The organism is Pseudomonas sp. MPC6, assembly GCF_006094435.1.
In the GTDB taxonomy this organism is placed as follows: Bacteria; Pseudomonadota; Gammaproteobacteria; order Pseudomonadales; family Pseudomonadaceae; genus Aquipseudomonas.
Genome location: NZ_CP034783.1, coordinates 5,676,986 through 5,702,679 on the forward strand (window position 1 = coordinate 5,676,986; position 25,694 = coordinate 5,702,679).

The following is a 25,694-nucleotide window of genomic DNA, read 5'->3' on the forward strand; positions in this document are numbered from 1 at the left end:
GTGAGGGCGAAGTAAAGATGTGTTCGCCATCCGCTTACCACCAATCCTGTGCCCGGCGAAATCCAACTGTAGGAGCTGGCTTGCCAGCGAAGGGGCCGGCACATCCAGCATCAATGTCGCCTGACACGCCGCCTTCGCTGGCAAGCCAGCTCCGACAGGGGGGTTACAGGAGGTTCGGCGCTGGCACCGGATCAATCTGCGCCCAATGCGAAGTATCTTCGCGATGGGCCTGCAAGTACGGCAACACCGCCGCCAGCAACGGCGTCTTGAACGCTTCCTGGAAGCGATGGGCCAGCCCCGGAATCAGCTTCAGCTGACTGCCGCGGATATGCGCCGCCAGGTGCACGCCGTGCATGACCGGCAACAGCGGATCGGCCGTGCCATGCACCACCAGCGTCGGCAGTCGCAATTGGTTGAGCAGCGCCACCCGGCTCGGTTCGGCGAGGATCGCCATGATCTGGCGCTTCACGCCTTCGGGGTTGAACGCCCGGTCGTAGGACTGTGCCGCCTGCTGCAACAGCGCCTGTCGATCGTCACTCACTGTCGGGCTGCCCAGCGCTGCCAGCAAATCGGCCTGCTGCTCGAGCGCCACTTCGCGATTCGGCGCCCCCCGGCGCGACAGGAGCTGCACCAACGCCGCACTCGGCGCCGGCAAGCCTTCGGCACCGGAGCTGGTCATGATCAGGGTCAGGCTCTCGACCCGTTGCGGCGCCATGGCCGCCATATGCTGGGCGATCATCCCGCCCATGCTCGCACCCAGCACGTGGAACTGCTCGACGTGCAAGGCATCCATCAGCCCAAAGGCATCGTCAGCCATGTCGGTCAGGGTGTATGGCGCGGCCACCGGCAGACCGAGTTTGTAGCGCAGCACTTCGAACGTCAGGTTGGCATCGACGGGCGTTTGCCGCCAGGTGGACAGACCGACATCGCGATTGTCATACCGGATCACCCGGAAACCCTGTTGACACAGCGCGACCACCACCTCGTCCGGCCAATGAATCAACTGTCCGCCCAGGCCCATGACCAGGAGCAATGCCGGATCCGACGCACGACCGATGCTCTGGTACGCCAGGCTCACCTGCGCCAGATCGGCCCGTTCGGTTGGAACATTCACATCACAACGAGATGCCGCCAGGGATGGCAGGCTAAACAGCGCGGCCAGAAAAATGGCCGCCGATAAGAACAAAGCACGCATGAAAAAACACCAAAACGCAGAACCCCAGTAGAGCGCGAGTCTGATGATATTTGTTCAAGCGCGCTGCCACAGTTGCGTGACAGTTTGATGAATGCCGCTGAATGGTCCGTGCGGTAACTATGTAGTGCCAATGCCCCGCAGGACTCTCCTTAAATGGCTCGCTCAAGGAGCGCAACCGCCGCTCCGCCACTGTGAGCCATATTGCCATGACCGATAGACTGCTCTTGGACCTCGCGCTGCCGAAACCGGCTGACCTGCCCCCCTTCTCTCCTTTGCCGCCATCGCCTGACGAAAACCTTTTTCTGACTGCCTCGGCCCGCTGGCGCGAAAGCAGCCAGGCCTTGCGCGAACTGGCGGCTGCCAGTCCGACAATCCGCGACACCCTCGACCAACTGCTGAAACAATCACTGGACCTGAACGGGCAACACGCCGGCTTGCTCTTCGCCGGCACGGATGAACAGCCGGAAAGTTTTGTCAGCTTTACCCAGGCGTGCGCCTTCGTCCTGCAACACCCGACGCTGGAAACAACGCTTGATCAGCAATGGCGAGTGACCGGCCTGGGGCAAACCCACCCCTTGTTGTCCCTGACACCGCTACAAATGCTCGAACGACTCAAGGCACTCGATCCGGTATTAATCCACGGCGACCGCTGGCGAACCTTTTGGGCCCAGCGCGCTCCCGGTACTGCAATATCGCGACAGGAACGAGTCATTCAGCTTTACCGTAACCACTTCGAGGCAGCCGCCCAACTGGCAGTCGCCCGCAACACCCTCACGCAGGAACAGCTCACATTCCTGCAGTTGCTGATTGACCCACCCATCGGGCCGTTGGCGCTGAACGCGAAGCCCATTCATACCGAGCAAGTGGCGCTGGTGTTAAGCAACAGTGCCAGAATCAAACTCACAGGCGCGTGGGTCATCACTGCCGCAGAGGCAACCAGCGGCTGGCAATTGCTGTACCTGCCCAGCAAGCCCGTCGCCATCCAGGTATTCAATCAACGCAGCGATATGGAAGACTGGCTGTCCAGCCAGGCACTCGTCCCGACCGGTTTACCCAGCGATGACACGCGCTTTGAGTACACCGCAAACACCAGCAACCCGTTGGTCGTGGGCTCGAGCGATCTGTTTGCGGCTCACCTGCAGGCTCAGGTCACTGCCTTACGCCATGGAACCCGCGGCAAGCCCGGACTGGCGGCGCATGGTGCGCAATCCCTGGTCCAGGCCGACCAGGTTGATCGACAACGCAATCACGTCACTTTTTTTGCCTCGCCACCCAGGCTGGAAGCTGCCGGTGACATTGCCGAGACCGATGAAACGTCACTGTTCGGCAACCTGTACGCCGATATCCCCTGGTCCTTGCGCCAGGGGACGGTGAAAAAACAGCGCGATGCGCTCGAAGCACTGGTGGAAGACGTTGGCGAGGGTGAGGGCCTGCAACCGTTCAAAGACTCGCTCAAGGCCCTGGCAAACGCCGAACAAGCCGCCGACACGGCGGCCTCTGACTTGTTGAACCGGTCACGCACACTGGACCTGGACAGGTTCCAGCAGGCATTCACCGCCCTGCACAGCGCGCACAAGACAGGCCTGCATGCCGAAGCCGCACTGCAATTGACCCTCGAGCAACTGGACGACGATGACTGCAGCCTGCTCAAAGCCCTGCTGGATACGCCCGACGATCCCGGCCCGGACAGGGTGGCGGCCAGCCTGACACTATCGCTGACCAGCCAGGAAGGTGAGACCTCCACGGTCACCTCCGAGGCACTCAAAGGCGCGTTTATCATGACCCGGGCGCAGGTGCTCGCCGACCCCGACTCGCCACACAGCGTGCTGCTCTATTGGCCCGGCACGGGGGGTGGCCTGCAACGGTTCGCCAATCGTCGCGAGCTGGAACGCCAGGTGTTCAAGATTCACGATCGCAGCGACGGGCTGTCGGTGCAGCTGAAAAAAATCACCGGCGACGCGCTCCTGTATGGCTTGGAGCAACTGACCGGCGACTTCGAAGTACAGGCCGCCGCAATACGCCAGCGTCACGTCGAATCGGCCGACGCCGTGCAACGTGCCGAACAGCTGGACATCTTGCGTCAAAAATCCCTCGCCACCTTACAGGTCCCGGTACACGCCGCCCGAAGCCTGGCCATCGCCCATCTGCTGGAGCAGGACCAAAGCGCAACCCTCGCCTCCAACCTGCCGGACTGGCTCAGCAAACTGACCGAGGCTGACCGTGCCGGGCTCAAGGACCTGTTCGAGGCGTACATCACGGCGATGCAACGCAGTCACCAACTCATGACAATCGCCCTGGAACCCCGTGACGACTTCACCCGCAAACACCTGCACGCCCGACTAAGCAAAGACTTCTCGACCGAGGGACAATTTGCCGTGCAAGTCGACTTCCCCGACTCGACCACGATTGAAACAGCGTCTGAATCAGGGCCAGGCGGAGTCAGGAAGAATACGGTCATCGTGCCCGGCTCCGCGCGCAGCAAAATGTCGCTCGAAGACCTGGCGCAGCTCAATATCGATAATGTTCATTCGGTGCTGCAGGACTCACTGTCGCAGCGTTTAGTCTTCATGCGGCTGGAGGTCAGCGCGGCGCAGAATAAAGATCGCCTTCGCTTGCTGAACGGAATCGATCTGACTTATCTGCGCAAAGTCTTGCCGGAACTGGATCTGCCCAAGGCTTACGAACAGCTGATCCTCGAAGCGTTCAAGGGGTCAGCCACCGAATCCGTCTTCGTCAAGGAGCATCGCCGGGAAAGTCTTGTCGAACCCTGGCGCCTGATGCTCAAGATTCAGGGTGAATGCGCGCGACTGCAAAAGCACATCAACAGCGACGAATTACAGGTGTTGAACATCGCCATCGATGCCAACACCCCAGAGGCCTGGACCACCGCAGGCAAGCGCGTCGCCATACTGCCGGTTTCCCTGAAAGTGGGTGGCCAGGATACCCCCCGGGAAGGTCCCGTCACCCTGTCGGGCGTGACCTTTATCGAAGAGCAGATCAGCGGAGTCACCCTGCTGTACCTGCCCGACAGCCACGATGGCCAATTCCTGCGCCGCTACGACAGTCTCGAAGCGGCGCGCAAAGGTCTGTACAACTTGTGCGGGAATGACAAGTGGATCGACTACCTGGCCCACAAAACATTGCAAGGTAACGTCAGGGCGCATGTCAGTCGCATCAACCAGGCCGTGGAGAAAAACTTCGATGGCATGATCGAGGTCGGGACACGCTGGCCGACGACCACCTCGCTGGCCGACCACCTGCTCGATGCTCATATGGGTCGCCTGCTCGAAGCCCATCGCGGCACTTCGCGCTCCAACGACGACCTGTACTTGGAACGGTACACATTGAAAGGCCCGCGCGCCTTCAACTACATAAAAATGGCGGTGGGCATGCTGCCCTTCATTGGCAGCGCCATTGCCCTCTACGATGCCTGGACCAGCGCGAATCAGGCGGTGGCCGCCTTTTTGCGCGGCGAGGTTGGGGATGGCGTGGCGGAACTGGGATCGGTGCTGTTGTCGCTGATCGACGCCGCCATGGATCTGCTGCCTGGTGAAGTAGCCTTCTCGGTCGGCACCAGGGCGGCGCGCTCACTGGCGCGCGCTCGCCAGCTTCACAGGCTGGTCAGACATACGGCGGCGCTGCATGGCGTCTCGCAGCGCCAGGCCCGACACGTGCTGGCACGCTTCGCCGGTTACGAATTTGAACAACCGCTCTCGCTTGCCGGTTTGCAACCCGCCACTCACGGCCTCTACCGTGGCATTTTCCGACATGCCGAGGGTGACTTCATCGAACGCCAGGGACGCCTCTTCCAGGTCGAACTTAGCCAGGATTCACGCAACTGGCGATTGTCCGGTAACGCCCAAAAAACCTACAAACAGCCGATTGCCCTGGACGAAACGGGTCATTGGGACACCTGGTACGGTGTTTATGGGACGACTTTCGAAGGCGGCGGGCTCGGTGGCGGCCAAAGGCTTGGGCATTTAGCCGATGCGCTCGATCCGATCTGGCCATTGGCTATTCGTCAGCGGTTGCCACGCTTTTGGCGTGATCGGGCTTATCGTCGAGAGGGTCAGTTGGAAGACATAACTAATGAAATTGCCGATCGATACAACATACAGCGATTGCAAACAACAGCGGCGCTCGATAAATACGAAAAAATTCGGAAACTCTATAAGCTTGATCCTCAAGAGAACGCCGATACACCACAACCTGATACCGAACTCAGTTCACTGAGCAAAGCTGAGCAAGCACATTTTTCCCAACTTGTGGAGACTGCCGATACTGCGTGCGCCAACGATATCGATTTGGTCATTCCGCGATACGAGGCATTGGAGGAATTGAAGAGCCTGGCCAGACGCGATAACGCAGCCGACGTGCGTGTGCGAAGCGAGTGCGCCTGGGTGCTGGCTGACCGCTGCACTCTGCGCTACCACTTTGTCGGTCAACGAATTGATCTATTGGTGGAGCAGGCTGATGACCTCTTGCGGGAGTTGGACACGGTGCCGTCAGGGAGCCTTGATCAATTTCTGAGCATTCTGGAGAAAGTGCGCACATTACGTGTAAAAATCGTGAGCGAACTGGATAAGTCAGAGGAACTGATAAACCAGTCGGATCGATGGTTCCGTAAAATCACCCCCCCCAAAAAACACGGGACAAACAAGACACCTGACGAAATAAGATACGCAGAACTGAAAGAAAAAGTTGAATCATTGAATCAAACCAACACTGTCACCGTGCTGACTGTGAAAATTGGCCATCTATTGGAAATGGTCAAGCGTGTTGACGCTACCACCGATACGTCCTGGCTCGAGTTGCAACGACAAACAAGGAATTTGCGCGTCCAAATGGATCAGGCCGTGTTAATGCATCATGACCTGTCGAAAACCGTCGTTACCCGAGACGAGCGTAATAAGATACTCCAGGAATGTTTTGACGTTTACACGCAATTCCGTCGCGGCTTGCGAGCCTGGACCGCCAGTTATCCTCAGCATTTCCATGTGGAATGGGTTGAACCGCTGCTGATGAGTATCAATAAGTTGACCGAGCGAGCCCGCAAAGGCGTCGGCGGGACTCCAGTCGTGAAACCGGTAGGGAAAATCAACAAAAAAGTCTTCATCACCGAAGACGATCAATTGCTTATCGGGACTGAGAGGCTGGAGAAAACGACCCAAGCACGACAATACGTCCTGACCGGACCGCGTGGAACCGAGGTCGTCTGGGAGCAAGGCAGCAACGGCAAGTTCCGCCTGTTGAACCCGCCAACTCAGGCACCGGCACCGATTCAAACGGATCTCGCAACGTTGGTTTCCGATGCCCGGAAACGCCTGGACAACCTACCGGCACATCAAACCCAAGTCCAGGCCTATGCCAGGCAGAACACGCTCCCTGTCGACCTGGAGCACATGATGGTATTCGAAGCGGACACATTGACCGGTAGCGCCCGGCGCATCGAAACGACGGACGCTACAAATCCGATCATTCAAGAACTGCTCGACAAGGCTACGGAACTCAGGACTATTGGACGACAAATGCGCACCTCCCAGGCGCTGGCCAGTAAAAAACCTACCGATGGCATGTTGGACGATCTCATTGGCCAGAACGCCGCGGAAATCCGCAAAACCAGACCGCTGAAAAACCTCGGAAAGCGCAAGAACGGGCGAAGCGATCATATGCAGGAATACGAAGTATGGAACACCACAATCATGCCAAACGAACTGCTTTGGTATGCCCACTTCCACTACTCCAGCGCAAAACCAGTGATGCGAAATTTCGAAAAAGCCCACTTGAAATTGCCTGAACATCGGTTTCTGACCCATGCTGACGACGCCGACCTGCCCTATGCCGATATTGGTCAACGATCACCCGTCGTTGTGCACTTCGAAGAGATTTGAGCCCGAGGGGGGCGGGCTGCCCGCCTCCCGGTTCTACCGCGTGTTCGCTGAAACAAAGAAGCCGTTGAGCCAACAGGTTCAACGGCTTTTCGTGTGACCGGATCAGCTTCAGCTATTTACGCCAACTGACTGCGCAACTGCCGAGCCGCCGCCACCATGTTCACCAGCGCCGCCTCGGTCTCCGGCCACGCCCGGGTTTTCAACCCGCAGTCCGGGTTGACCCACAGCCGCTCGGCCGGAACCCGCTGCACCGCCTTGCTCATCAACTTGACCATTTCGGCCGTGTCCGGCACCCGTGGCGAGTGGATGTCGTAGACGCCCGGGCCGATGTCGTTCGGGTAGTCGAAAGCTTTGAAGGCCTCGAGCAACTCCATGTCCGAACGCGAGGTTTCGATGGTGATCACGTCGGCGTCCATGGCCGCGATGGACTCGATCACGTCGTTGAATTCGCTGTAGCACATGTGGGTGTGGATCTGGGTTTCGTCCCGTACGCCGGACGCGGTCAGGCGAAAGGCTTCCACTGCCCAGTCCAGATATTCCTGCCATTGCGCCCGACGCAGCGGCAGGCCTTCGCGGAACGCGGCTTCGTCGATCTGCACGATCTTGATGCCGGCGGCTTCCAGGTCCAGCACTTCATCGCGCAGGGCCAGCGCCAGTTGTTGCGCCTGGATTTTGCGCGAGACGTCTTCGCGGGGGAACGACCACATCAGCATGGTCACGGGACCGGTGAGCATGCCTTTCATGACCTTGTCGGTCAGGCTCTGGGCATAGGTGATCCAGTCAACGGTCATGGCGGTCGGGCGGCTCAGGTCGCCATAGATGATCGCCGGTTTGACGCAGCGCGAACCGTAGCTCTGGACCCAGCCGAAACGGGTGAAGGCATAACCATCCAGCTGTTCGGCGAAGTACTCGACCATGTCGTTGCGCTCGGCTTCACCGTGTACCAGCACGTCCAGGCCCAGGCGCTCCTGGACTTGCACGGCATGGCGGATTTCGCTGTGCATGGCATCGGTGTAATCGTTGGCCGACAGCTTGCCTTGCTTGAAGGCCTGGCGTGCCAGGCGGATCGAAGCGGTCTGCGGGAACGAGCCAATGGTGGTCGTCGGGAACGCCGGCAGTTTCAGCCGGGCACGCTGTTGCTCAATGCGCTTGGCGAACGGCGAATGGCGTTGACTGTCCGCGGTGCCGATGGCATTGATGCGGGCCTGCACTTCGGCTTTGTGAATACGTGGCGACTCGGCACGACTGGCCTGGATCGCACGACTTTCGGCCAAGGCGGCTTGTACCTTGGGCGCTTGCGGATCGTTGAGGGCGTCGCGCAGTACGGCGATTTCCCCGCATTTCTGCACCGCGAACGCCAGCCAGCTTTTCAACTCCGGATCAAGTTTGTCTTCACGCTCCAGATCCACGGGACTGTGCAGCAGCGAGCAGGAACTGCTGACCCACAGGTTGTCGCCAAAACGTTCCTGGGCAAATTGCAGTTGCGCCAGTACGGGCTCCAGCTCACAACGCCAGACGTTGCGTCCATTGACCAGGCCCACCGAGAGAACCTTGTAGGTCGGCAGGCGATCGAGCACGTGCAGCAGTTGGTCGGGGGCACGCACCGCATCGATGTGCAGGCCTTGCACCGGCAGGCCAACTGCCAGGCCGAGGTTGTCTTGCAGACCGCTGAAGTAGGTCGCCAGCAGTTTTTTCAGCGGAGAGTACTGAAGGATGTGATAGGCGCGCTCGAAGGCGTTTTTCCAGTCCTGCGGCAGATCGAGGGTCAGGATCGGTTCATCGATCTGCACCCATTCCACCCCTTGTTCAGCGAGACGACCGAGGATTTCGTTGTAGACCGGCAGCAGGCGTTCCAGCAGGTCGAGTTTGTCGAAATCGTCGCCTTTAGCCTTGCCCAGCCACAGGTAAGTCAGCGGGCCGATGATCACCGGCTTGACGTTGTGGCCCAGGGCCTTGGCTTCATCGACTTCATCGAACAGCTGTTCCCAGCTCAGTTTGAACGACTGATCAGCGCTGAACTCCGGGACCAGATAGTGGTAGTTGGTGTCGAACCACTTGGTCAGTTCCTGGGCGTATTGCGCTGTGACATGTTCGCCACCGCAGCAGCTCGCGGTAGCGCCACGGGCCATGGCGAACAGGGTGTCGAGCGTCGGCAGGCCGTCTTGATCCTTGACGCTGTCGAAACGCTCGGGAATCACCCCGAAGGTCAGGGAGTGTGTGAGGACCTGGTCGTACCAGGCAAAGTCGCCCACCGGCAGCAGGTCGATGCCGGCGTCTTTCTGCACTTGCCAGTGGTTGGCGCGCAGCTGGCGACCGACGCTTTTCAACGCGTCCTGGTCAAGATCGCCCTTCCAGTAGGCTTCGAGGGCTTTTTTCAGTTCGCGGTCTGCGCCAATGCGGGGGAAACCCAGTGTGTGTGCCAAGGCCATGTTGAAAATTCTCTCGGTAAAAGATGCGGTAAAACATGGAGCTATTGTCGACAGCTAACCCAACATGAGACAAACTCAACCTTTTCGTGTTGATCACAAGTTTTCCTCATGGAGCCCCCGGTGCTTGAAATCCGCCACCTGAAGACCCTGCACGCCTTGCGCGAAGCTGACAGCCTGGTCGATGCCGCCGATCGGCTGCACCTGACCCAGTCGGCCCTGTCCCACCAGTTCAAGGAGCTGGAGGAGCGCATGGGTATGCCGCTGTTCGTGCGCAAGACCAAGCCGGTGCGCTTCACCAGCGCCGGATTGCGCCTGCTGCAACTGGCCGATGCCACCCTGCCGCTGCTGCGTGGCGCCGAGCGCGACATCGCGCGGCTGGCCGGCGGCACTGCGGGCCGCTTGCACATGGCGATCGAGTGTCACAGTTGTTTCCAATGGCTGATGCCGACCATCGACCAGTTCCGCGACGCCTGGCCGGAGGTCGAACTGGACCTGGCCTCGGGCTTCTCCTTCGCCCCGCTGCCAGCCCTGGCCCGTGGCGACCTGGACCTGGTGGTGACCTCCGATCCGCTGGAACTGGCCGGGATCACCTATGTGCCGCTGTTCACCTATGAAGCGATGCTCGCGGTCGCCAACCAGCACCGTCTGGCGGGCAAGGCCTACATCGTCCCGGAAGATCTGCTGACGGAAACGCTGATCACCTACCCGGTGGAGCGTGACCGGCTGGACATCTTCACCCGCTTCCTGGAACCGGCCGACATCGAACCGGCTCAGGTCCGCACCTCGGAACTGACGGTAATGATGATGCAACTGGTGGCCAGCGGACGCGGGGTGTGCGGCATGCCGCATTGGGCGCTGCATGAATACAGCTCACGGGGTTATGTGAAGGCCAAGCGCCTCGGTGAGAAGGGCTTGTTTGCGACCTTGTATGCAGGGATTCGTGCCGACATGCTGGACGCGCCGTACATGCGCGATTTCTTGCTGACGGCCAAGGACACCTCGTTCTCGACCCTGGATGGCGTCAGCGCCGTTCGCTGACCCCCCTGTAGGAGCGAGCTTGCTCGCGATGGACGTTAACGATGACGTGGGCTGCCTGGTTTAACGCGGCGCCCTCACGTCCATCGCGAGCAAGCTCGCTCCTACAAGGGTCTGTGGTGTTCAGATTTCTCCTTCTCGCCCGCCCCCGAACCGCCAGCGGTGCCCGATAGTCCAGGGCATGACTGGCATCCAGCCTTTCAATCCGCAGGTTCAGGCGGTGCGTCGCTGCTCAAGCATCAGCCGCACGGCCAGCGCCGATAGCACGAAGCCCATGAAATAACGCTGTAGCGCCAGCCAGGTCGGGTTGTTGACGAACCAGGAGGCAATACCCGCCGCGAACAGTGCGATAAGCAGATTGACGCAGAAACTGACGCTGATCTGGGTCAGGCCGAGGAGGATGCTCTGGGTAAACACCGAGCCATGTTCAGGCGTGATGAACTGTGGAAACACCGACAGGTAAAACACCGCGATCTTCGGATTCAGAGCGCTGGTCAAAAAGCCCATGGCGATAAGTCTGCGCGACGAGTCCGGCGGCAATTGCTGCGCCTCGAAAGGTGAACGCGCCCCCGGCTTGACCGCCTGCCAGGCCAGCCACATCAGGTACAGCGCGCCGGCCCACTTCAGCACTTCATAAGCCAACGGCACCGCGAGGAACACGGCGGTCAAACCGGCAGCCGCCGCGAACAGGTGCACGAAGAATCCCGCGACCACGCCGAGCAACGAAGTCACTCCGGCCTTGCGCCCCTGGCAGATCGAACGGGAGATCAGGTAGATCATGTTCGGCCCCGGTGTCAGCACCATCAGCAACGCGGCGCCGGCGAAAATCAGCAGGTCTTGAAGCGGGATCATGGCAGTTCCCCGGCGTGAATGATCAGGCGATCGCGGTCAGCGAGGCTCGATAAAACGGCAGGATCAGGTCCCGTGTCAATGGCGCCAGGATGAGATCGCCGTCGGTGGCCGGGTCGATCCAGCACACCTCTTCGATCTCTGCCGCCGGGGATACGGCTGAATCGATAGTCAGCTGAAAGAGTTCGGCCTGGACGACAAAACCCGGCTCGTTGGCGGCCGGTGCCGAAAATTGCCCAAGGTAGGTGGCCTGCGCCGGATCGATGACCAGGCCCAGCTCTTCATCCAGTTCTCGGGCCAGGGCGTGCACCGGTCGCTCATGGGCTTCGATCTTGCCGCCCGGTTGCATGAAGGCTTCGGTACCGCGCTTGCGGACCAGCAGGGTGCGCCCGTCGGGGCCGATCAACAGGGCGGCGGCGATGCGGATGAGGCGGGGCGAGACGCTGGATAGGGTCATGGGGCAGATCTGGCCTTGGTAAAAGGCGCAAGGATCACATGAGGGTGAGTGCCGGGCAACCCATGAACAACACGCCCCCTGTAGGAGCTGGCTTGCCAGCGAAGAGGCCCTTGAGGATTGCAATAGGCTTGAGGCTTGTGCTGGCCTTGAGGTTTACGTTGGCTTTGAGGCCGCCTTCGCTGGCAAGCCAGCTCCTACAGGGGGGGGTCAATGCAGGGCTGGGGCCGCCTTGTCTGCCTCGAGAGTCGCGCCGTTCAGATCCTCAGGTAACTTCACAAAAATGGCGTACTTCGCCCCTTCCATGGCTTCGAAAGCGATCAGCTTTTCCACCAGCGCCCCGTTCAACACCTTGCCGGCGTTGAGCAGCAACATGCCGTTGTCGGCATTGAGGTTGCGCGCCAGGATCATGCCCGCCGCCACGTCCCGGGTGGTCAGCACCTTGACCGAAGGATCGGCCAACGAGACATCGCTCAGGTACGCCGCACAGACCTGGATGAAATCCTCCACCATCCCGGGATCGTAGAGCCGCCCGGCATAGTTACGGATATAGACCAATGCTTCATCGCTGTTCATCTGCCGCTCGAGAATCAGCCCACGCTGCAACTCGATGAAATCCACCGCCAGTTTCAGCAGCCGTGAACCGAACGGAATCGCCTCGCCCTTGAGCCGGTCGGGAAAGCCATTGCCATCCCAACGCTCCTGATGGTGAAGAATCAGCCGCGCCGCATCCTTCATCGGCTCGAGCGTCATCAACAGCGACTCGCTCTGTTTTGGATAGCCGCGGTAGCGTTCCCGATCGTTGTGGTGCAGCAGGTCCGCCGGCGCGGTCATCATGCTGTCGGTCCAGCTCAGCTTGCCGATGTTGTAGAGCGCCGCAGCCATGGTCAGGTCGCGACGGGTGCCTTCGTCCAGGTCATGCCGTTGGCAGTAGACCCGCACCAGCTCGATGATCTGGCGGTTGGTCTGTTTGGCCGGCGCCAACCGCAGGTTGGCCAGCAGCGAGAACACCTCGGTGCTGGTGACGTAGCTGTGCTTGAGTTCTTCGTAGGCCAGGTCGAGCATGTCGGCGGTCTGCTGCAGCTCGGCGGTACGGGCGGCGACGTGTTTCTCGAGGGTGGCATTGAGCAGCTTCAATTGCTGGTTCTGATCCCGCGTCTCCTGCACCAGACGCAAGCGTTCACGCTCGGAGTGCTGGTAGGCCAGGGATTGTCGCAACGTCAGCAGCATCTCCTCATCGTGCCAGGGTTTGCTGATGTAACGATGAATCTGCCCTTCATTGATGGCTTTGATAATGACCGTCGGATCGGCGTAACCGGTCAGCATGATCCGGGTGGTGTCGGGGTAGCGCTGATGGATATGGGCCAGCAGCGTGGCGCCGTCCATATTGGGCATGCGCGCATCGCTCATCACCAGGTCGATGGACTGTTGCGCCATGATCTCCAGGGCCTGGGCACCGCTGGTGGCCAGCAGCACGTCATAGGGTTGGCCGCGCAACAGACGACGCAGGCTGTTGAGGATCGACGCCTCATCATCGACCAGCAACACTTTGGGTTTATCGGTCAATGTCGTGGGGAGTTGCTCTTCCATGGCGTCACCTCGAGTGAAACGGCTGTATCGCAGTCAGGATCCGAACAACCATTCCCTATTGTCGGAGCCCGAGCTTCAGGCTAGATGATTTTGCACGTGATCCGGAAATGATTCGGTTGATTCAGTAGCGCGAAGTGCCGGACAGAGGTCTATGCTCAGCTGACTCGGATCCATAATCTGTACGTTCGGCCAGGTGATCAGGGAAAGGATGCCCCGCTATGGACACACCCCACCGTAAAGCTGCCAGTCCCGGCGCATGTCGATGAATTCATTGCTGGCGCGGACCAACCGGCGAATTCTGATCGTCGACGATACTGCTTCGATTCATGCCGACTTCGCGAAGATTCTCAGTCCGGCCTCGTTCGACGACGACAGTCTGGTCAGCGCCGAAAATGCCCTGTTCGGCACCTCCGCGGCGATTTCACTGCAAAGTTTCCTGCTCGATTCGGCGTTTCAGGGCCTCCAGGCACTGGACAAGGTCGAGACCGCGCTGGCCAACGACCTGCCCTACGCCATGGCCTTCATCGACATGCGCATGCCACCGGGCTGGGACGGGCTGGAGACCATCGAACGGCTGTGGCAGGTCGATCCCAAGCTGCAGGTGGCGCTTTGCACCGCCTATTCCGACTATTCCTGGGAAGACATCGACGAGCGCCTGGAGTTGGGCGATCGCTTGCTGATTCTGAAAAAACCCTTCGATGCCATCGAAATCCGCCAGATGGCGAGCGCATTGACCGCCAAATGGCAGATGACCGAAGACGCGGCATTGAAAATGTCCCTGCTGGAGCAGGCCGTCGAGGAACGCACCCGGGAGCTGTCCGATGCCAATATCATCGTGCAGAACAGCCCGACCATCCTGTATCGGTTGCGGGGCGAGCCGTCGTTTCCGTTGATGTACATCTCCCACAACATCACCAAATACGGGCACATTGCCGCGGCGCTCGTGGCGTCGGCCAACTGGGCCCAGGAGCTGATCCATCCCGACGATCAATCGAAAGTCGACACTGCCATGGCCCGGGTGCTCGACCGCCATGCGGCGGGCGCCTCCATCGAGTTCAGGATGCGCACCGGCAATGGCGCCTGGCGCTGGGTGGAAAACCGCTACATCCCGGTACGCGACAATGAGGGCCGCTTGCTGGAAGTCGAAGGCATCATCATCGACATCACCGAGCGCAAAATGGCCGAGGAGAAAATCGCCCTGCTGGCCCGCACCGACGGGCTGACCGGGCTGGCCAACCGCGCGACGCTGATCGAACGGCTGCACCAGGCGTTCGCTGCCGCGCGACGGGGCGCCGCCACCTTCGCCATGTTTTACCTGGACCTGGATCACTTCAAACGCATCAACGACTCCCTGGGTCACCCGGTGGGCGACCTGTTACTGCAGGAGGTTGCACGCCGAATCAAGGCCTGTGTGCGGGAAAACGATGTGGTCGCACGCCTGGGTGGTGACGAGTTCGCAATCTTGCAACTGGATGTCAGTGACCCGACCCAATCCGCAGGGCTGGCCGCCAAGGTCCGGGATGCGCTGGTGTCGCCCTACTCCCTGGCCGGCAACGATGTGCGGGTCTCGGTCAGCATCGGCATCAGCAGCTACAGCCCGGCCTGCACCAGCGCCGACGGGCTGCTGACCCAGGCCGACATGGCGCTGTATCGCTCCAAGGAAAAGGGGCGCAACCAGTACCACTTCCACTCCGAGGAGATCAATCAGGAGGTGGTCGAGCGCATGGCCATCGCCAGCGACTTGAGAGAAGCCATCGAACGCGAGGAACTGGAACTGCATTACTGGCCGGAAGTGGACCTGAGCAGCGGCAGGATCCTCGGCATGGAAGCACAGGTCCGCTGGAACCACCCGGAACGCGGGCTGCTGGAAGCTTCGGCATTTCTGCCCGCAGCGGAAAAGACCGGCGCCATCGTCGCCCTCGGTCACTGGGTGCTGGATCGTGCGTGCAGGCAAATGCGCCAGTGGCGCGACGCCGGCATGGCACCTCCGGTGATCGCGATCAAACTGTCCCTGGCCCAGCTCAAGAGTGGTCCCGAACTGATCTACGACGTGCTGCGCACCACCGCGCGCTTGGAACTGAGCCCCTGGGACCTGCGCTTCGATGTCACAGAAGCGACGCTGGCCCAGACCAAATGGACCCACAACGATGTGTTGCCACGCCTGCGTGAGCTGGGGGTGAAGATCGCCATCGACGACTTCGGCACCGAGTATTCCTCCTTCGACTACCTCAAGACCTATCAGGTCAATCACCTGAAACTCGCCCAGGCCTTCATCGACACCGCGGCCCGCGACCCGGCATGCGCGAACACCTTGCGCGCCATCATCAACTTCGCCCGGGAGGTAGGGATCGGCATCATTGCCGAGGGCGTCGAAACGCAGGAGCAGCGCAACTCGCTGATGGCCACCGGCTCGCCGATGAACGCCCAGGGCGATTACTTCAGCGAAGCCGTCAGCAGCCAGCAGGCTGCCGAGCTGCTGAAGGCCGGCAGTATCGCGCCCGCGAGCCACGACCTGGGGCCGATGCACGACAACCCGCAACGCGCCACCGGGGACAAAGGATGAAAACCCCTTTCGTGCGAACCAACCGGCGCATTCTGATCATCGACGATACGCCCTCGATCCATGAGGATTTTCGCAAGATCCTTGGCACGCAAAACGAAAATGAACAAAGCCTGGCCGGCACCGAAGAAGCCCTGTTCGGCACCGTGCAGCAAGATCGACTGTCGTTTCAGCTCGACTCGGCCTACCAGGGTTCGGAAGCCCTCGAACAGGTCCAGTGCGCACTGGCCGAAGGTCGACCTTATGCCATGGCCTTCATCGACATGCGCATGCCACCGGGCTGGGATGGCCTGGAGACCATCGAACAGCTGTGGAAGGCCGACCCACACCTGCAAATTGCCTTGTGCACCGCCTATTCCGATTACAGCTGGGAAGACATGGCGGAGCGGCTGGAATTCGGCGACCAGCTGCTGGTGCTGAAAAAACCTTTCGACAGCCTGGAAATCCGGCAGATGGCCAGTGCCCTGACCTGGAAGTGGCAGATGACGCAGGACGCGGCCATTAAAGTCCTGAGCCTGGAGCAAACCATCGAGGCCCGGGTCCTCGAACTGCTCAAGGTTTCGCATCTGTTGCAGTACGACGTCCTGACCGAGCTGCCCAACAGCACGTTGCTCGGTGACCGCTTGAACCAGTCGCTGGCGCTGTCCCGGCGCCATGACAAGCAACTGGCGGTGATGTTTCTGGGGCTCGACCGCTTCAAACGCATCAACAACGCACTGGGCCATCCGGCCGGTGACCAGATGCTCAAGCAGGTCGGGCGCAATCTGGTGGCCTCGGTGCGTGAGTCCGACTCGGTGTTCCGCTACGGTTCGGACGAATTCGTGGTAATCCTCGCCGACATCCGCCACCCCCAGCAGACCACGGTCATCGCCGAAAAACTCCTCAAGGCTATCCGTGCACCCCAGCACATCGCAGGCCACGACCTGAGCGTCACCGCCAGCCTGGGCATCAGCGTCTATCCCGACGACGGCTTCGATGCGATCTCGCTGATCAAGAAAGCCGAAACCGCGATGCGCAACGTCAAGGAAAGCGGCCCGAACGATTTCAGTTTTTTCATCGACGAAATGAACCAGCGCGCCCGGGATCAGCAAAGCATCGAGACGGGCATTCGCCTGGCGCTGGAGCGCAACGAATTTGTCCTGCATTACCAACCCAGACTGGACCTGGGCAGCGGTCAGGTAGTCGGTGCCGAGGCCTTGATCCGCTGGCATAAACCGGGGCATGGCTGCGTCTACCCGTCAGATTTTATCGGCGTGGCCGAAGACAGCGGCCTGATCGTCCCGTTAAGCAAATGGGTGTTGGCCCAGGCCTGTCGACAAGCCTGCTTGTGGCAGGCGGCCGGGCTGCCGAAAATCTGCATGTCGGTCAATGTATCGGCCATCGATTTTCGCCAACGGGACTTTGTCGACGGCATCGAACAGGTACTCAAGGACACCGGTCTGGAGCCGGCCTTGCTCGAACTGGAAATCACCGAAGGCGTGTTGATGCAAAACATCGATGCCACCGTGACCGCCCTGAACCGGATCAAGGCATTGGGGGTGCGACTGGCCATCGATGACTTCGGTACCGGTTATTCCAGCCTGAGTTACTTGCGGCGCTTTCCCGTCGACGTGCTGAAAATCGACCAGTCGTTCATTCGCAGCTTGAGCAGCGACAGCAACGACGCCGCGCTGGTCAGCGCCATCATCAGCCTGGGCCGCAGCCTCAAGCTGACCATCATTGCCGAAGGGGTGGAGACCCTCCAACAGCTGGATTTCCTCAAGGCCCATCAATGCGAGGAAGGCCAGGGCTACTACTTCAGCAAAGCCGTGGAGCCGGACGCATTCGTCCGGTACCTGCAATCGGTGCAGCCCTCTTCCTCCGTCTTCATGTGAACGATGCGCAAAGACACTCAGGCCTCAGGCCAAGGAATCATCAGATGTCGCCCTTCTTTCACCACCTGCTTCTGGTGCCGTTGTTCGGGCTCTGTCTGAGCGCCGGCGCCGCTCCTTTGGATGAACCGCTCAAACCATTGCCGGCGGTGCCCAGGCAGGATCCGCTGCGGGTCGAACTCGGGCGCCAGTTGTTCAACGAACCACGCCTGTCGGTCAACGGCTCGTTATCCTGTTCAAGCTGCCACCGGCTGGAAAAAGGCGGTGCCGACAACCAGGCATTTTCCATCGGTTTCGCCGGTCTTCCGGTGGCGATCAACACCCCCAGCGTATTCAACGCCAGCCTGAATATTCGGCAATTCTGGAACGGTCGAGCCGACACCCTCGAAGCCCAGATCCACGAAGTGGTACAGAGCCCCAGCGAAATGGGGAGCAACTGGGAGCACGTAGTGCAGACGCTGTCCGCCGATTCGGCTTATCAGGCCTCATTTGCCAACGCCTACCCGGACGGCGTGACCATGAACAATGTGCAAAACGCCCTGGCCACCTACGAACGCACGCTGCTCAGCAAAAACTCACGCTTCGACCAATACCTGCTGGGTGATACCGATATTCTTACCCGGGAGGAAAAATACGGTTACCAGCGCTTCAAGGAATACGGCTGCATCGCCTGTCACCAGGGGGTGAACATCGGCGGCAACATGTTCCAGAAGTTCGGGGTGATGGGCGATTACTTTCAGGCTCGGGGCAAGCTTGTGGAATCCGACCTGGGCCGTTATCTGGTGACCCGGGACGAAGAGGATCGCAATGTGTTCAAGGTACCCAGCCTGCGCAACGTCGCCGTGACCGCGCCGTACTTTCACGATGGCTCGGCCAGCACCCTCGAAGACGCGGTAGACGTGATGTTCAAGTTCCAGCTCGGGCGCGTTCCTTCCACCGAGGACAAACACCTGATCATCAAATTCCTCAAGACCCTGACCGGTGAATGGGGAGGCAAACCCTTATGAGGATCTCTCGCCGCCGCAACCTGGCGCTGTTGGGCATCGTCGCCGTGATGCTGGCCTCGACGCTGCTGTTCCTGTACTTCAAATCCAACTCGAACCAGACCACGACCTACGCCGAGTCCCGGGACCTGATCGCGCGGATCAAACAGTTGAATGCCCAGTGGGAAACCGAGATTCTCAAGGCCAGGATCGCCATCAGCCACAACTACGACCCCCTGGTCGCACCGCTGACCGAGATGACTGAGCTGTGGCAACGGTTCGATACGATGGCGTCCAGCCACGGCCGCCACGACTCGCCGACCTGGCGCGCCAGCCATGACGCTTACCAGAAAACCCTCCAGAAAAAGACCCGGCTGGTGGAGCAGTTCAAGTCGCACAACGCCGTGCTGCGCAACTCGCTGGCCTTCCTGCCCACTGCCGAGGACGACATTCAGCAACAGCTGGGGCAGTTGGTGGACGGGGACAAACTGCAACTGCAGAACATCGCCACCGACACCTACGATTTGCTGCTCAGCAGCCTCGAGTTCGCCCAGGTCACCTCCGACGACAAGGCGGCTGACATCCTGCTCGGGCTGAGCAAACTGGCGGTCAATAAAGAGCGTCTGCCTGAACAGTTCCACAGTCCGATCGATATTCTGAGCAACCACATTTCACTGATCCTGCGCGAGCAACCGGTGGTCAATCGATTGCTACAAGACATTGAAGCCATCCCCGTGGCCGAACGCCTGGACGACATCACCAGCCTGTTGAACACGGATCAGCAGCGGGCCGATGCGGTCGACCAGCGCTATCACTTCTACATGCTGGTGTTTTCAGTCCTGCTGGTGCTGTTGCTGGTGTACCTGGCGATTCAGCTGATGCGCAGTTTCACGGTGATCCAGCGCGTCAACAAAGCCCTGCAATCGGCCAACGACGATCTTGAACTGCGGGTGGAAGAACGCACCCGCGAGCTCAAGGACACCCAAAGCGAACTGCTCGACACTGCGCGCCAGGCCGGCATGGCCGAAATCGCCACCAACGTGTTGCACAACGTCGGCAACGTACTCAACAGCGTGAACATTTCCGCCGACCTGGTCTCGCGCAAACTGCGCGCCAGCAAGGCCCAGGGCCTGGGCAAGGCCATGCAGCTGATCAACGGGCATCCAGGCGACCTCGGTACTTTTCTCACCCAGGACGAGAAAGGTAAATTGCTGCCCGGCTATCTCAATCAACTGGTGGACGCGATTGCCCTGGAACAACAAGGCATGACCGAGGAACTGGCGCAGCTGAGCAAAAGTGTCGACCACATCAAGGACATCGTCGCCACCCAGCAATCCTATGCCGGCGCCAACAGCCTGATGGAACCGCTGCACATCAGCGAATTGCTCGAAGACGCCCTGCGCATGAATGCAGGCGCCTTGACCCGGCATCACGTCAAGGTGATCAAGGAGTACAACGAGGTGCCGCAGGTCATGGGCGACAAGCACCGGCTGCTGCTGATCCTGATCAACCTGATCAGCAATGCCAAGTACGCCATGTCCGAGTTGGGCAATCGCCCGCGGCAAATGACCCTTGGGGTAAAAATAGTCGAGGATTCGATCCTGCAAGTCAGCGTCAAGGATGACGGCGAAGGCATCGCCGAGGAGAACATGACGCGCATCTTTGCCCACGGTTTCACCACCCGCAAGGAAGGCCATGGTTTCGGCCTGCACAGCTGTGCCCTGGCTGCCATCGAGATGAACGGCCACCTCTCTGCCCATAGTGACGGCCCGGGCAAAGGCGCGCTGTTCACCTTGCAGATCCCGCTTAAAATCGTTCCGGAGCCTGCATGAGCGAGCGTTCGAACCGGCGTATTCTGCTGATCGACGATACACCGTCCATTCATGTGGATTTTCGCAAGATACTCATGCCAACACCGGCGCCGACCGTCGAACTGGACGAGATGGAAGCAGCGCTGTTCGGCAGTGAAGTCAAAACCGTCGGCGCCCTGTTCGAGCTGGACTCGGCGTACGGCGGGCAGGAGGGGCTCGGAAAGCTCAACTGGGCGCTGCAGGAGAACCGTCCTTACGCCCTGGCGTTTGTCGACATGCGCATGCCCGAGGGCTGGGATGGCGCGCAGACCATTGAATACCTGTGGCAGCAGGACCCGCGCCTGCAGGTGGTGGTCTGCACCGCCTATTCCGACTATTCCTGGGATGAGTTGCTCGATCGCTTGCACGCCCACGACCGCTTGCTGATTCTGAAAAAGCCGTTCGACAATATTGAAGTGCAGCAGATGGCCAGCACCCTGCTGACCAAATGGGACATGACCGAACGGGCCAGCATGCAGGTCGACCACCTGGGGCGGATGGTCAAACGCCGAACCCGGCAGCTCACGGAAACCAGCGTTGAGCTGCAGCGGGAAATCGATGAACGCAAACAGCTTGAATCGCAACTGGTGCAATCGGAAAAACTCGCCTCGCTGGGGCAACTCGCGGCGGGCGTCGCCCATGAAATCAACAATCCCATCGGCTTCATTTCTTCCAACCTTGGCACGCTCGATGGCTACTTCAAGCAGTTGCAGGAAATGCTCGACGCCTATCGGGATGCCGAAGAGGCCATCGGCTCCAGCGAGCTGATCGAGCGCTTGCAACGGCTGCGCGAACAGGTCGAACTGGAGTTCCTGCGCGATGACATTCCGCTGTTGATCAAGGAGTCCAAGGACGGGATCGACCGGGTCAGTCAGATCGTCAAGGACCTCAAGGATTTCTCCCGCGTGGACGCCAATCAGGAATGGCAGTGGGTCAACCTGCAACAGGGCATCGAGTCGACGCTGAACATCGTCGCCAATGAACTCAAGTACAAGGCCGATGTGATCAAGGAGTATCAGGAGCTGCCTGACATCGAGTGCCTGCCTTCGCAGATCAACCAGGTGATCATGAACCTGATCGTCAACGCCTCCCAGGCCATCGGCCCGGAACGCGGCACCCTCACCCTGCGCACCGGGCATGAAGCTGAAAAGGTGTGGATCGAGGTGCAAGACACCGGCTCCGGCATCGCGCCGCAGAGCCTGCAGAAAATCTTCGACCCGTTCTTCACCACCAAGCCGGTGGGCCAGGGGACGGGGCTGGGCTTGTCGCTGTCGTATGGCATCGTGAAGAAGCACCGGGGGCAGATTTCGGTGCGCAGCGAGGTTGGCGCAGGGACCACGTTCAGGATCGAGTTACCCATATACCAAACAAAACCGGCGGCCTGAAACACGACCCGCGAAGAAATCCTTAAGGACGGTGCAAGCCTCGAGGGCCTCTTCGCTGCGGTGCGGCGATCCGACAAGCCGGCTCCTACATGATCACCTGCGTGCCGATGCATTGTGATCAACGCCAAACCCTGTAGGAGCCGGCTTGCCGGCGAAGGCGTCTTCAGATGCGCTGCAAGGCTTGAGGTCGCCTTAACCGTTCAACTACGTGTGCTCATTGTTTAAGGCATCACCCTTTACGACACTCCTGACCACATACCTGGGCCGGTGCTTGGTTTCCATGTAAATCCTGCCGATGTATTCCCCCATGACGCCGATCCCGACCAGTTGCACCCCTCCCAGAAACAGAATCGCCGTGATCAGCGAGGGAAAACCGGGCACTTCATTGCCCATTCTGCGATGAGTTTGGGCCTGATAGAACACCTCGATGGCCTTCTCTTCATTGAAGACTGGAACGATCAATGAAATCTTCATGACTCGCGCCCACGAAACACTACAACCGTGTCGCAAAAGAATCCTTTCCCCAAGTCCTTCATGACACTTTCCTGCCTGCGTTTCGACGACCTCAGGGTAGAACCGGCGCGAGTGCCGGTCTACTGTCACAACTGACAGGTAGGCAAGCGTTTCAGGTCAACGCTCGATCGGGCAATTGAGTGGTGAGCCACTGACCATCGCGCTTCACCAGTGCAGCACCTTGATCCGGGCCGGCTCTTTCATGACGATAAAGCCGTAGTCGCCCAGCAGATAAATCCGGTAGTACTGGTTCTCCAGCAACGGTGTGTAACCCTGATACCCCACCCGGGTTGCGTTGCGTCGATCCCGTTCGGACACCACGTTGGTGATGCCCAGTTTCGGCAGGTTTTCGGCCAACACCAAAAAGTCGATGTTCAGCAGGTAGTGCAACACCGGCATCTGCTTGAACGAGCCCGCAGCCCCCACCAGCCAGTGATCGGAATAGGTCACCGACAGGTAGATGCGCTTGGCCTCGCGCAGTTCTCGACGGGATGCAATGTCGTACGCCATGCTGGATGCCGCGCTGGCAGCGAAGACTTTCTGCACCGTCAGCACCCGGCCATAGGCATACGACAACGACAGCATCGCCAACAGGGGAATCACCAGCAGCAGCGGCAGCCGCTCGTGGATGTGTACCAACGCCAGGTGGCTCAAATAGAACAACAACAGCAACAGGACCGCGAACCCCATCAGCGTCCTGGCCCCTTCATTGAAATCGCGAAAAAACAGCGCCATCCCCGACACCAGCAGCGTCACCACCGGCACCGTCAGCACACAGACCAGGCCGACCAGCAGGTTCTTCACCGGGCTGTCCTGACGCGTCGCGACCTTGAACCCCAGCCGAATCGCGCCGGCCACGGCGCACAGCAGCAATCCGGCGAACACCCAGGCCAATCCGCCATGAAACAGCAGCACGATTTTTTCCAGCACCCGACCGATGTTGATGTGCAGTTGCAGCAGCGGCTCCGCCGCCCAGTTCAGCAGCGACGTGCGATTGTGTTGGGTGAACGGATAAGCACTGACGGCGTAAATCAGACAACCAAGGATCGCCTGAGCCATTTTCCAGCCCAGCACACCGCACCACTGCGGCCAGGCCAGCCGGTCATTGGCGCCTTTGAGTGCCTCGAGGCAACACAGCCCGAGAAACACATTGAAGCTCACCTGGTACAGCCCCAGCGCCAGCGCAACCAGGAAGGACGGCACCAGCCACTGCAGAATGCGCGAGGGGTGACGAAAAGTGATCGCGTAGATCACCGCCACCAGGCTCAAGGTCATGGCGGGGCCGTCGTATTGATAGGACAGGTTTTGCAGGAAGAAGGGGTTGTACCAGAGCGGCAACACCACCAGGCAGCAGGCAAGCGTCGGCTGCGGGTAGTAATGAAAGGTCAGGCGGGTCAGCGCCGCGGCCATGGCCAGCGTGGCAATCAACAGCGGCAACGGAAACAGGTTCGGCGCGCTGCTGCTGAATGTCAGCAGGTTGTAAAACACCTCGGTGAACAATCGGCCCTCCTCCGCCCAGGCCATGCCCGCCGAGAGCGAACGCCAGTTGTCGTCGATATACGGATAGTCGGCGAGAATCAGCGGCAGCACGTACACCAGCAGTGCGAGCAGAAAAAACAGCCAGACCTGACGGCGTCCAAGTTCTTCGCTGACCAGTCGCTTGAACCGGCCCATGCTAAAGCCCGAGCCGGTTTTTGCCGCCGACGATGTCCTTGACCACATAGCGCGGCCGATGCTTGGCTTCGATGTAGATGCGGCCCACGTACTCGCCGAGGATGCCGATGCCGATCAGCTGTACGCCGCCGAGAAACAGGATCGCGGTCATCAACGACGGGTAACCGGGGACGCTGTTGCCGAAGAAAATCTTGTCCAGCACCATGTACACCGCATAGAGCACCGCGAAGATCGAAATGCCGCCACCGATGTAGGTCCACAACCGCAAGGGCACCGTGCTGAAGGAGGTCACGCCTTCGAGCGCCAGGTTCCACAGTTTCCAGCCATTGAACTTGCTGCTTCCCGCCACTCGCCCGGCGCGCTCGTACTCCACGACCACCGTGGTGAACCCGGCCCACGACAGCACGCCCTTCATGAACAACTGATGTTCCGGCAGTGTGCGAATCACATCGACCACCTTGCGGTCCATGAGTCGGAAATCCCCGACGTTTTCTTCGATCCGGGTGTAGGCGATACGGTTGAGCACCTGGTAGAACAGCGCTGCGCTGAGGCGTTTCAGGACGCCGTCGGCGGTGCGATCGCGGCGTTTGGCGAGCACCACATCGGCGCCTTTCTGCCATTGTTCAATCAACCGCGGGATGACGCTGATCGGATCCTGCAGGTCGACATCCATCGGGATCACCGCATCGCCGCTGGCATATTCCAGGCCGGCGAACAGTGCCGGCTCTTTGCCGAAATTACGCGAGAAGTTGATCAGCAATACCTGGTCATCGGCTTGCGCCAGCGCCTTGATCTGCTCGGCCGTGCGGTCGGAACTGCCATCGTTGATGAACACGATCTCGAACTCGACCTGTTCCAGTTGCAACTCACGCCGCACCGCTTGATAAAACAGGTCGATCGCCTGTTCCTCATTGAATACCGGGACGATCAACGAGATTTTCATTGCTCACGCTCGCGAAACACCACGTATTTCGAAAACAGAAAACCCAGCACCAGGCTCAAGGCTGAAAACAGGGCCACTGTCAGCAGACCATGAAACCGCCATACGTCACCGGCATGGCCGACGCCCAGGCTCAGGGCCCCCATGGCTCCCAAGAATAGAAGATAACCGCCGACCGAGGCCTTGGCATCGAAGGTGTACAACGCGTTCATGTAGAAGGAAAACGAGGCGGCAACGCAGAAGGCTGCCAGGTTGCTCATGGCCTGACTGAAGTCGGCTGCCTCACTCAGCAGGAAGAAAATTTGCCAGTGGATCAGCGTATTGGCAACCCCGACCACCGTGTAGCTGGAAAATCCTTTCCACAAGAGCCTCATGGTGCCCCTCCGTTTCACGTCATAAAGCTTTGAACCTGTCTACTGTCAGAAATCACAGGCCCGGCGCTCTTTCGGACCAGCGGTTCCTTGGCCAATGCACG

The 25,694-nt window shown here is 59.8% G+C and carries 15 protein-coding genes and 1 pseudogene; 7 read left to right on the plus strand and 9 right to left on the minus strand.

The window, feature by feature from the left end; translation table 11 throughout:
• Positions 1-163: 163 nt before the first annotated feature.
• On the minus strand, positions 164-1,195 hold the full coding sequence (locus ELQ88_RS28395; protein ID WP_138968988.1) for an alpha/beta hydrolase: 1,032 nt from the start codon (positions 1,193-1,195) through the stop codon (positions 164-166).
• A 206-nt stretch (positions 1,196-1,401) separates the two neighbouring features.
• Here ELQ88_RS28395 and ELQ88_RS28400 point away from each other — a divergent pair, with 206 nt between their 5' ends.
• A complete protein-coding gene (locus ELQ88_RS28400) occupies positions 1,402-7,086 on the plus strand; it encodes a DUF6543 domain-containing protein (RefSeq protein WP_138968989.1) in 5,685 nt (1,894 codons plus the stop codon).
• Positions 7,087-7,202: 116 nt separating this feature from the next.
• On the opposite strand, the gene metE is transcribed toward ELQ88_RS28400, so the two are convergent.
• On the minus strand, positions 7,203-9,515 hold the full coding sequence (gene metE / locus ELQ88_RS28405; RefSeq protein ID WP_128872640.1) for a 5-methyltetrahydropteroyltriglutamate--homocysteine S-methyltransferase: 2,313 nt from the start codon (positions 9,513-9,515) through the stop codon (positions 7,203-7,205).
• 120 nt (positions 9,516-9,635) lie between these two features.
• Here metE and metR point away from each other — a divergent pair, with 120 nt between their 5' ends.
• On the plus strand, positions 9,636-10,553 hold the full coding sequence (gene metR, locus ELQ88_RS28410) for a transcriptional regulator MetR (RefSeq protein ID WP_138968990.1): 918 nt from the start codon (positions 9,636-9,638) through the stop codon (positions 10,551-10,553).
• A gap of 210 nt (positions 10,554-10,763) precedes the next feature.
• On the opposite strand, the gene ELQ88_RS28415 is transcribed toward metR, so the two are convergent.
• The 3 genes from ELQ88_RS28415 to ELQ88_RS28425 all read right to left on the minus strand — a co-directional run bounded on the left by ELQ88_RS28415 (position 10,764) and on the right by ELQ88_RS28425 (position 13,443).
• Positions 10,764-11,402: a LysE family translocator gene (locus ELQ88_RS28415; protein ID WP_138968991.1), complete on the minus strand. Its 639-nt coding sequence runs from the start codon at positions 11,400-11,402 to the stop codon at positions 10,764-10,766.
• A 22-nt stretch (positions 11,403-11,424) separates the two neighbouring features.
• Positions 11,425-11,856, minus strand: a complete 432-nt coding sequence (locus ELQ88_RS28420) for an NUDIX domain-containing protein (RefSeq protein WP_128872643.1) — start codon at positions 11,854-11,856, stop codon at positions 11,425-11,427.
• Between the two features lie 207 nt (positions 11,857-12,063).
• Complete coding sequence (locus ELQ88_RS28425) at positions 12,064-13,443, minus strand: HD domain-containing phosphohydrolase (protein WP_128872644.1); 1,380 nt, start codon at positions 13,441-13,443, stop codon at positions 12,064-12,066.
• Positions 13,444-13,699: 256 nt separating this feature from the next.
• On the opposite strand from ELQ88_RS28425, the gene ELQ88_RS28430 reads away from it, so the two are divergent.
• From ELQ88_RS28430 to ELQ88_RS28450, 5 genes are read left to right on the plus strand one after another with little or no spacing between them, the layout of a single operon-like run.
• Positions 13,700-16,006 (plus strand): EAL domain-containing protein, encoded by a 2,307-nt coding sequence (locus tag ELQ88_RS28430; RefSeq protein WP_138968992.1) that lies wholly within the window; start codon positions 13,700-13,702, stop codon positions 16,004-16,006.
• On the plus strand, positions 16,003-17,877 hold the full coding sequence (locus tag ELQ88_RS28435; RefSeq protein ID WP_138968993.1) for an EAL domain-containing protein: 1,875 nt from the start codon (positions 16,003-16,005) through the stop codon (positions 17,875-17,877). The genes ELQ88_RS28430 and ELQ88_RS28435 overlap by 4 nt, the downstream gene beginning before the upstream one ends.
• Positions 17,878-17,921: 44 nt before the next feature.
• A complete protein-coding gene (locus ELQ88_RS28440; protein WP_128872647.1) occupies positions 17,922-18,881 on the plus strand; it encodes a cytochrome c peroxidase in 960 nt (319 codons plus the stop codon).
• Positions 18,878-20,689, plus strand: coding sequence for a DAHL domain-containing protein (locus tag ELQ88_RS28445; RefSeq protein WP_138968994.1), 1,812 nt, complete (start codon positions 18,878-18,880; stop codon positions 20,687-20,689). Before ELQ88_RS28440 ends, ELQ88_RS28445 begins: the two co-directional genes overlap by 4 nt.
• Positions 20,686-22,092 (plus strand): ATP-binding protein, encoded by a 1,407-nt coding sequence (locus ELQ88_RS28450; protein ID WP_138968995.1) that lies wholly within the window; start codon positions 20,686-20,688, stop codon positions 22,090-22,092. Before ELQ88_RS28445 ends, ELQ88_RS28450 begins: the two co-directional genes overlap by 4 nt.
• A 204-nt stretch (positions 22,093-22,296) precedes the next feature.
• Here the strand turns inward: ELQ88_RS28450 and ELQ88_RS28455 are convergent.
• The 4 genes and pseudogenes from ELQ88_RS28455 to ELQ88_RS28470 form a co-directional block, all read right to left on the minus strand.
• A pseudogene (locus tag ELQ88_RS28455) lies at positions 22,297-22,482 on the minus strand (glycosyltransferase); the annotation flags it as partial.
• A gap of 288 nt (positions 22,483-22,770) precedes the next feature.
• Positions 22,771-24,279 (minus strand): glucosyltransferase domain-containing protein, encoded by a 1,509-nt coding sequence (locus ELQ88_RS28460; RefSeq protein WP_138968996.1) that lies wholly within the window; start codon positions 24,277-24,279, stop codon positions 22,771-22,773.
• A 1-nt stretch (position 24,280) separates the two neighbouring features.
• On the minus strand, positions 24,281-25,222 hold the full coding sequence (locus tag ELQ88_RS28465) for a glycosyltransferase family 2 protein (RefSeq protein WP_128872651.1): 942 nt from the start codon (positions 25,220-25,222) through the stop codon (positions 24,281-24,283).
• A complete protein-coding gene (locus tag ELQ88_RS28470; RefSeq protein WP_128872652.1) occupies positions 25,219-25,593 on the minus strand; it encodes a GtrA family protein in 375 nt (124 codons plus the stop codon). The genes ELQ88_RS28465 and ELQ88_RS28470 overlap by 4 nt, the downstream gene beginning before the upstream one ends.
• Positions 25,594-25,694: the final 101 nt, after the last annotated feature.

Bases quoted from the DNA above. Each gene is read 5' to 3' on its own strand.
- metE (WP_128872640.1), bottom strand. From the start codon at position 9,515: ATGGCCTTGGCACACACACTGGGTTTCCCCCGCATTGGCGCAGACCGC.
- ELQ88_RS28430 (WP_138968992.1), top strand. From the start codon at position 13,700: ATGTCGATGAATTCATTGCTGGCGCGGACCAACCGGCGAATTCTGATC.
- ELQ88_RS28395 (WP_138968988.1), bottom strand. From the start codon at position 1,195: ATGCGTGCTTTGTTCTTATCGGCGGCCATTTTTCTGGCCGCGCTGTTT.
- ELQ88_RS28460 (WP_138968996.1), bottom strand. From the start codon at position 24,279: ATGGGCCGGTTCAAGCGACTGGTCAGCGAAGAACTTGGACGCCGTCAG.
- ELQ88_RS28470 (WP_128872652.1), bottom strand. From the start codon at position 25,593: ATGAGGCTCTTGTGGAAAGGATTTTCCAGCTACACGGTGGTCGGGGTT.
- ELQ88_RS28465 (WP_128872651.1), bottom strand. From the start codon at position 25,222: ATGAAAATCTCGTTGATCGTCCCGGTATTCAATGAGGAACAGGCGATC.
- ELQ88_RS28420 (WP_128872643.1), bottom strand. From the start codon at position 11,856: ATGACCCTATCCAGCGTCTCGCCCCGCCTCATCCGCATCGCCGCCGCC.
- ELQ88_RS28415 (WP_138968991.1), bottom strand. From the start codon at position 11,402: ATGATCCCGCTTCAAGACCTGCTGATTTTCGCCGGCGCCGCGTTGCTG.
- ELQ88_RS28450 (WP_138968995.1), top strand. From the start codon at position 20,686: ATGAGCGAGCGTTCGAACCGGCGTATTCTGCTGATCGACGATACACCG.
- ELQ88_RS28440 (WP_128872647.1), top strand. From the start codon at position 17,922: ATGTCGCCCTTCTTTCACCACCTGCTTCTGGTGCCGTTGTTCGGGCTC.
- ELQ88_RS28445 (WP_138968994.1), top strand. From the start codon at position 18,878: ATGAGGATCTCTCGCCGCCGCAACCTGGCGCTGTTGGGCATCGTCGCC.
- ELQ88_RS28425 (WP_128872644.1), bottom strand. From the start codon at position 13,443: ATGGAAGAGCAACTCCCCACGACATTGACCGATAAACCCAAAGTGTTG.
- ELQ88_RS28435 (WP_138968993.1), top strand. From the start codon at position 16,003: ATGAAAACCCCTTTCGTGCGAACCAACCGGCGCATTCTGATCATCGAC.
- ELQ88_RS28400 (WP_138968989.1), top strand. From the start codon at position 1,402: ATGACCGATAGACTGCTCTTGGACCTCGCGCTGCCGAAACCGGCTGAC.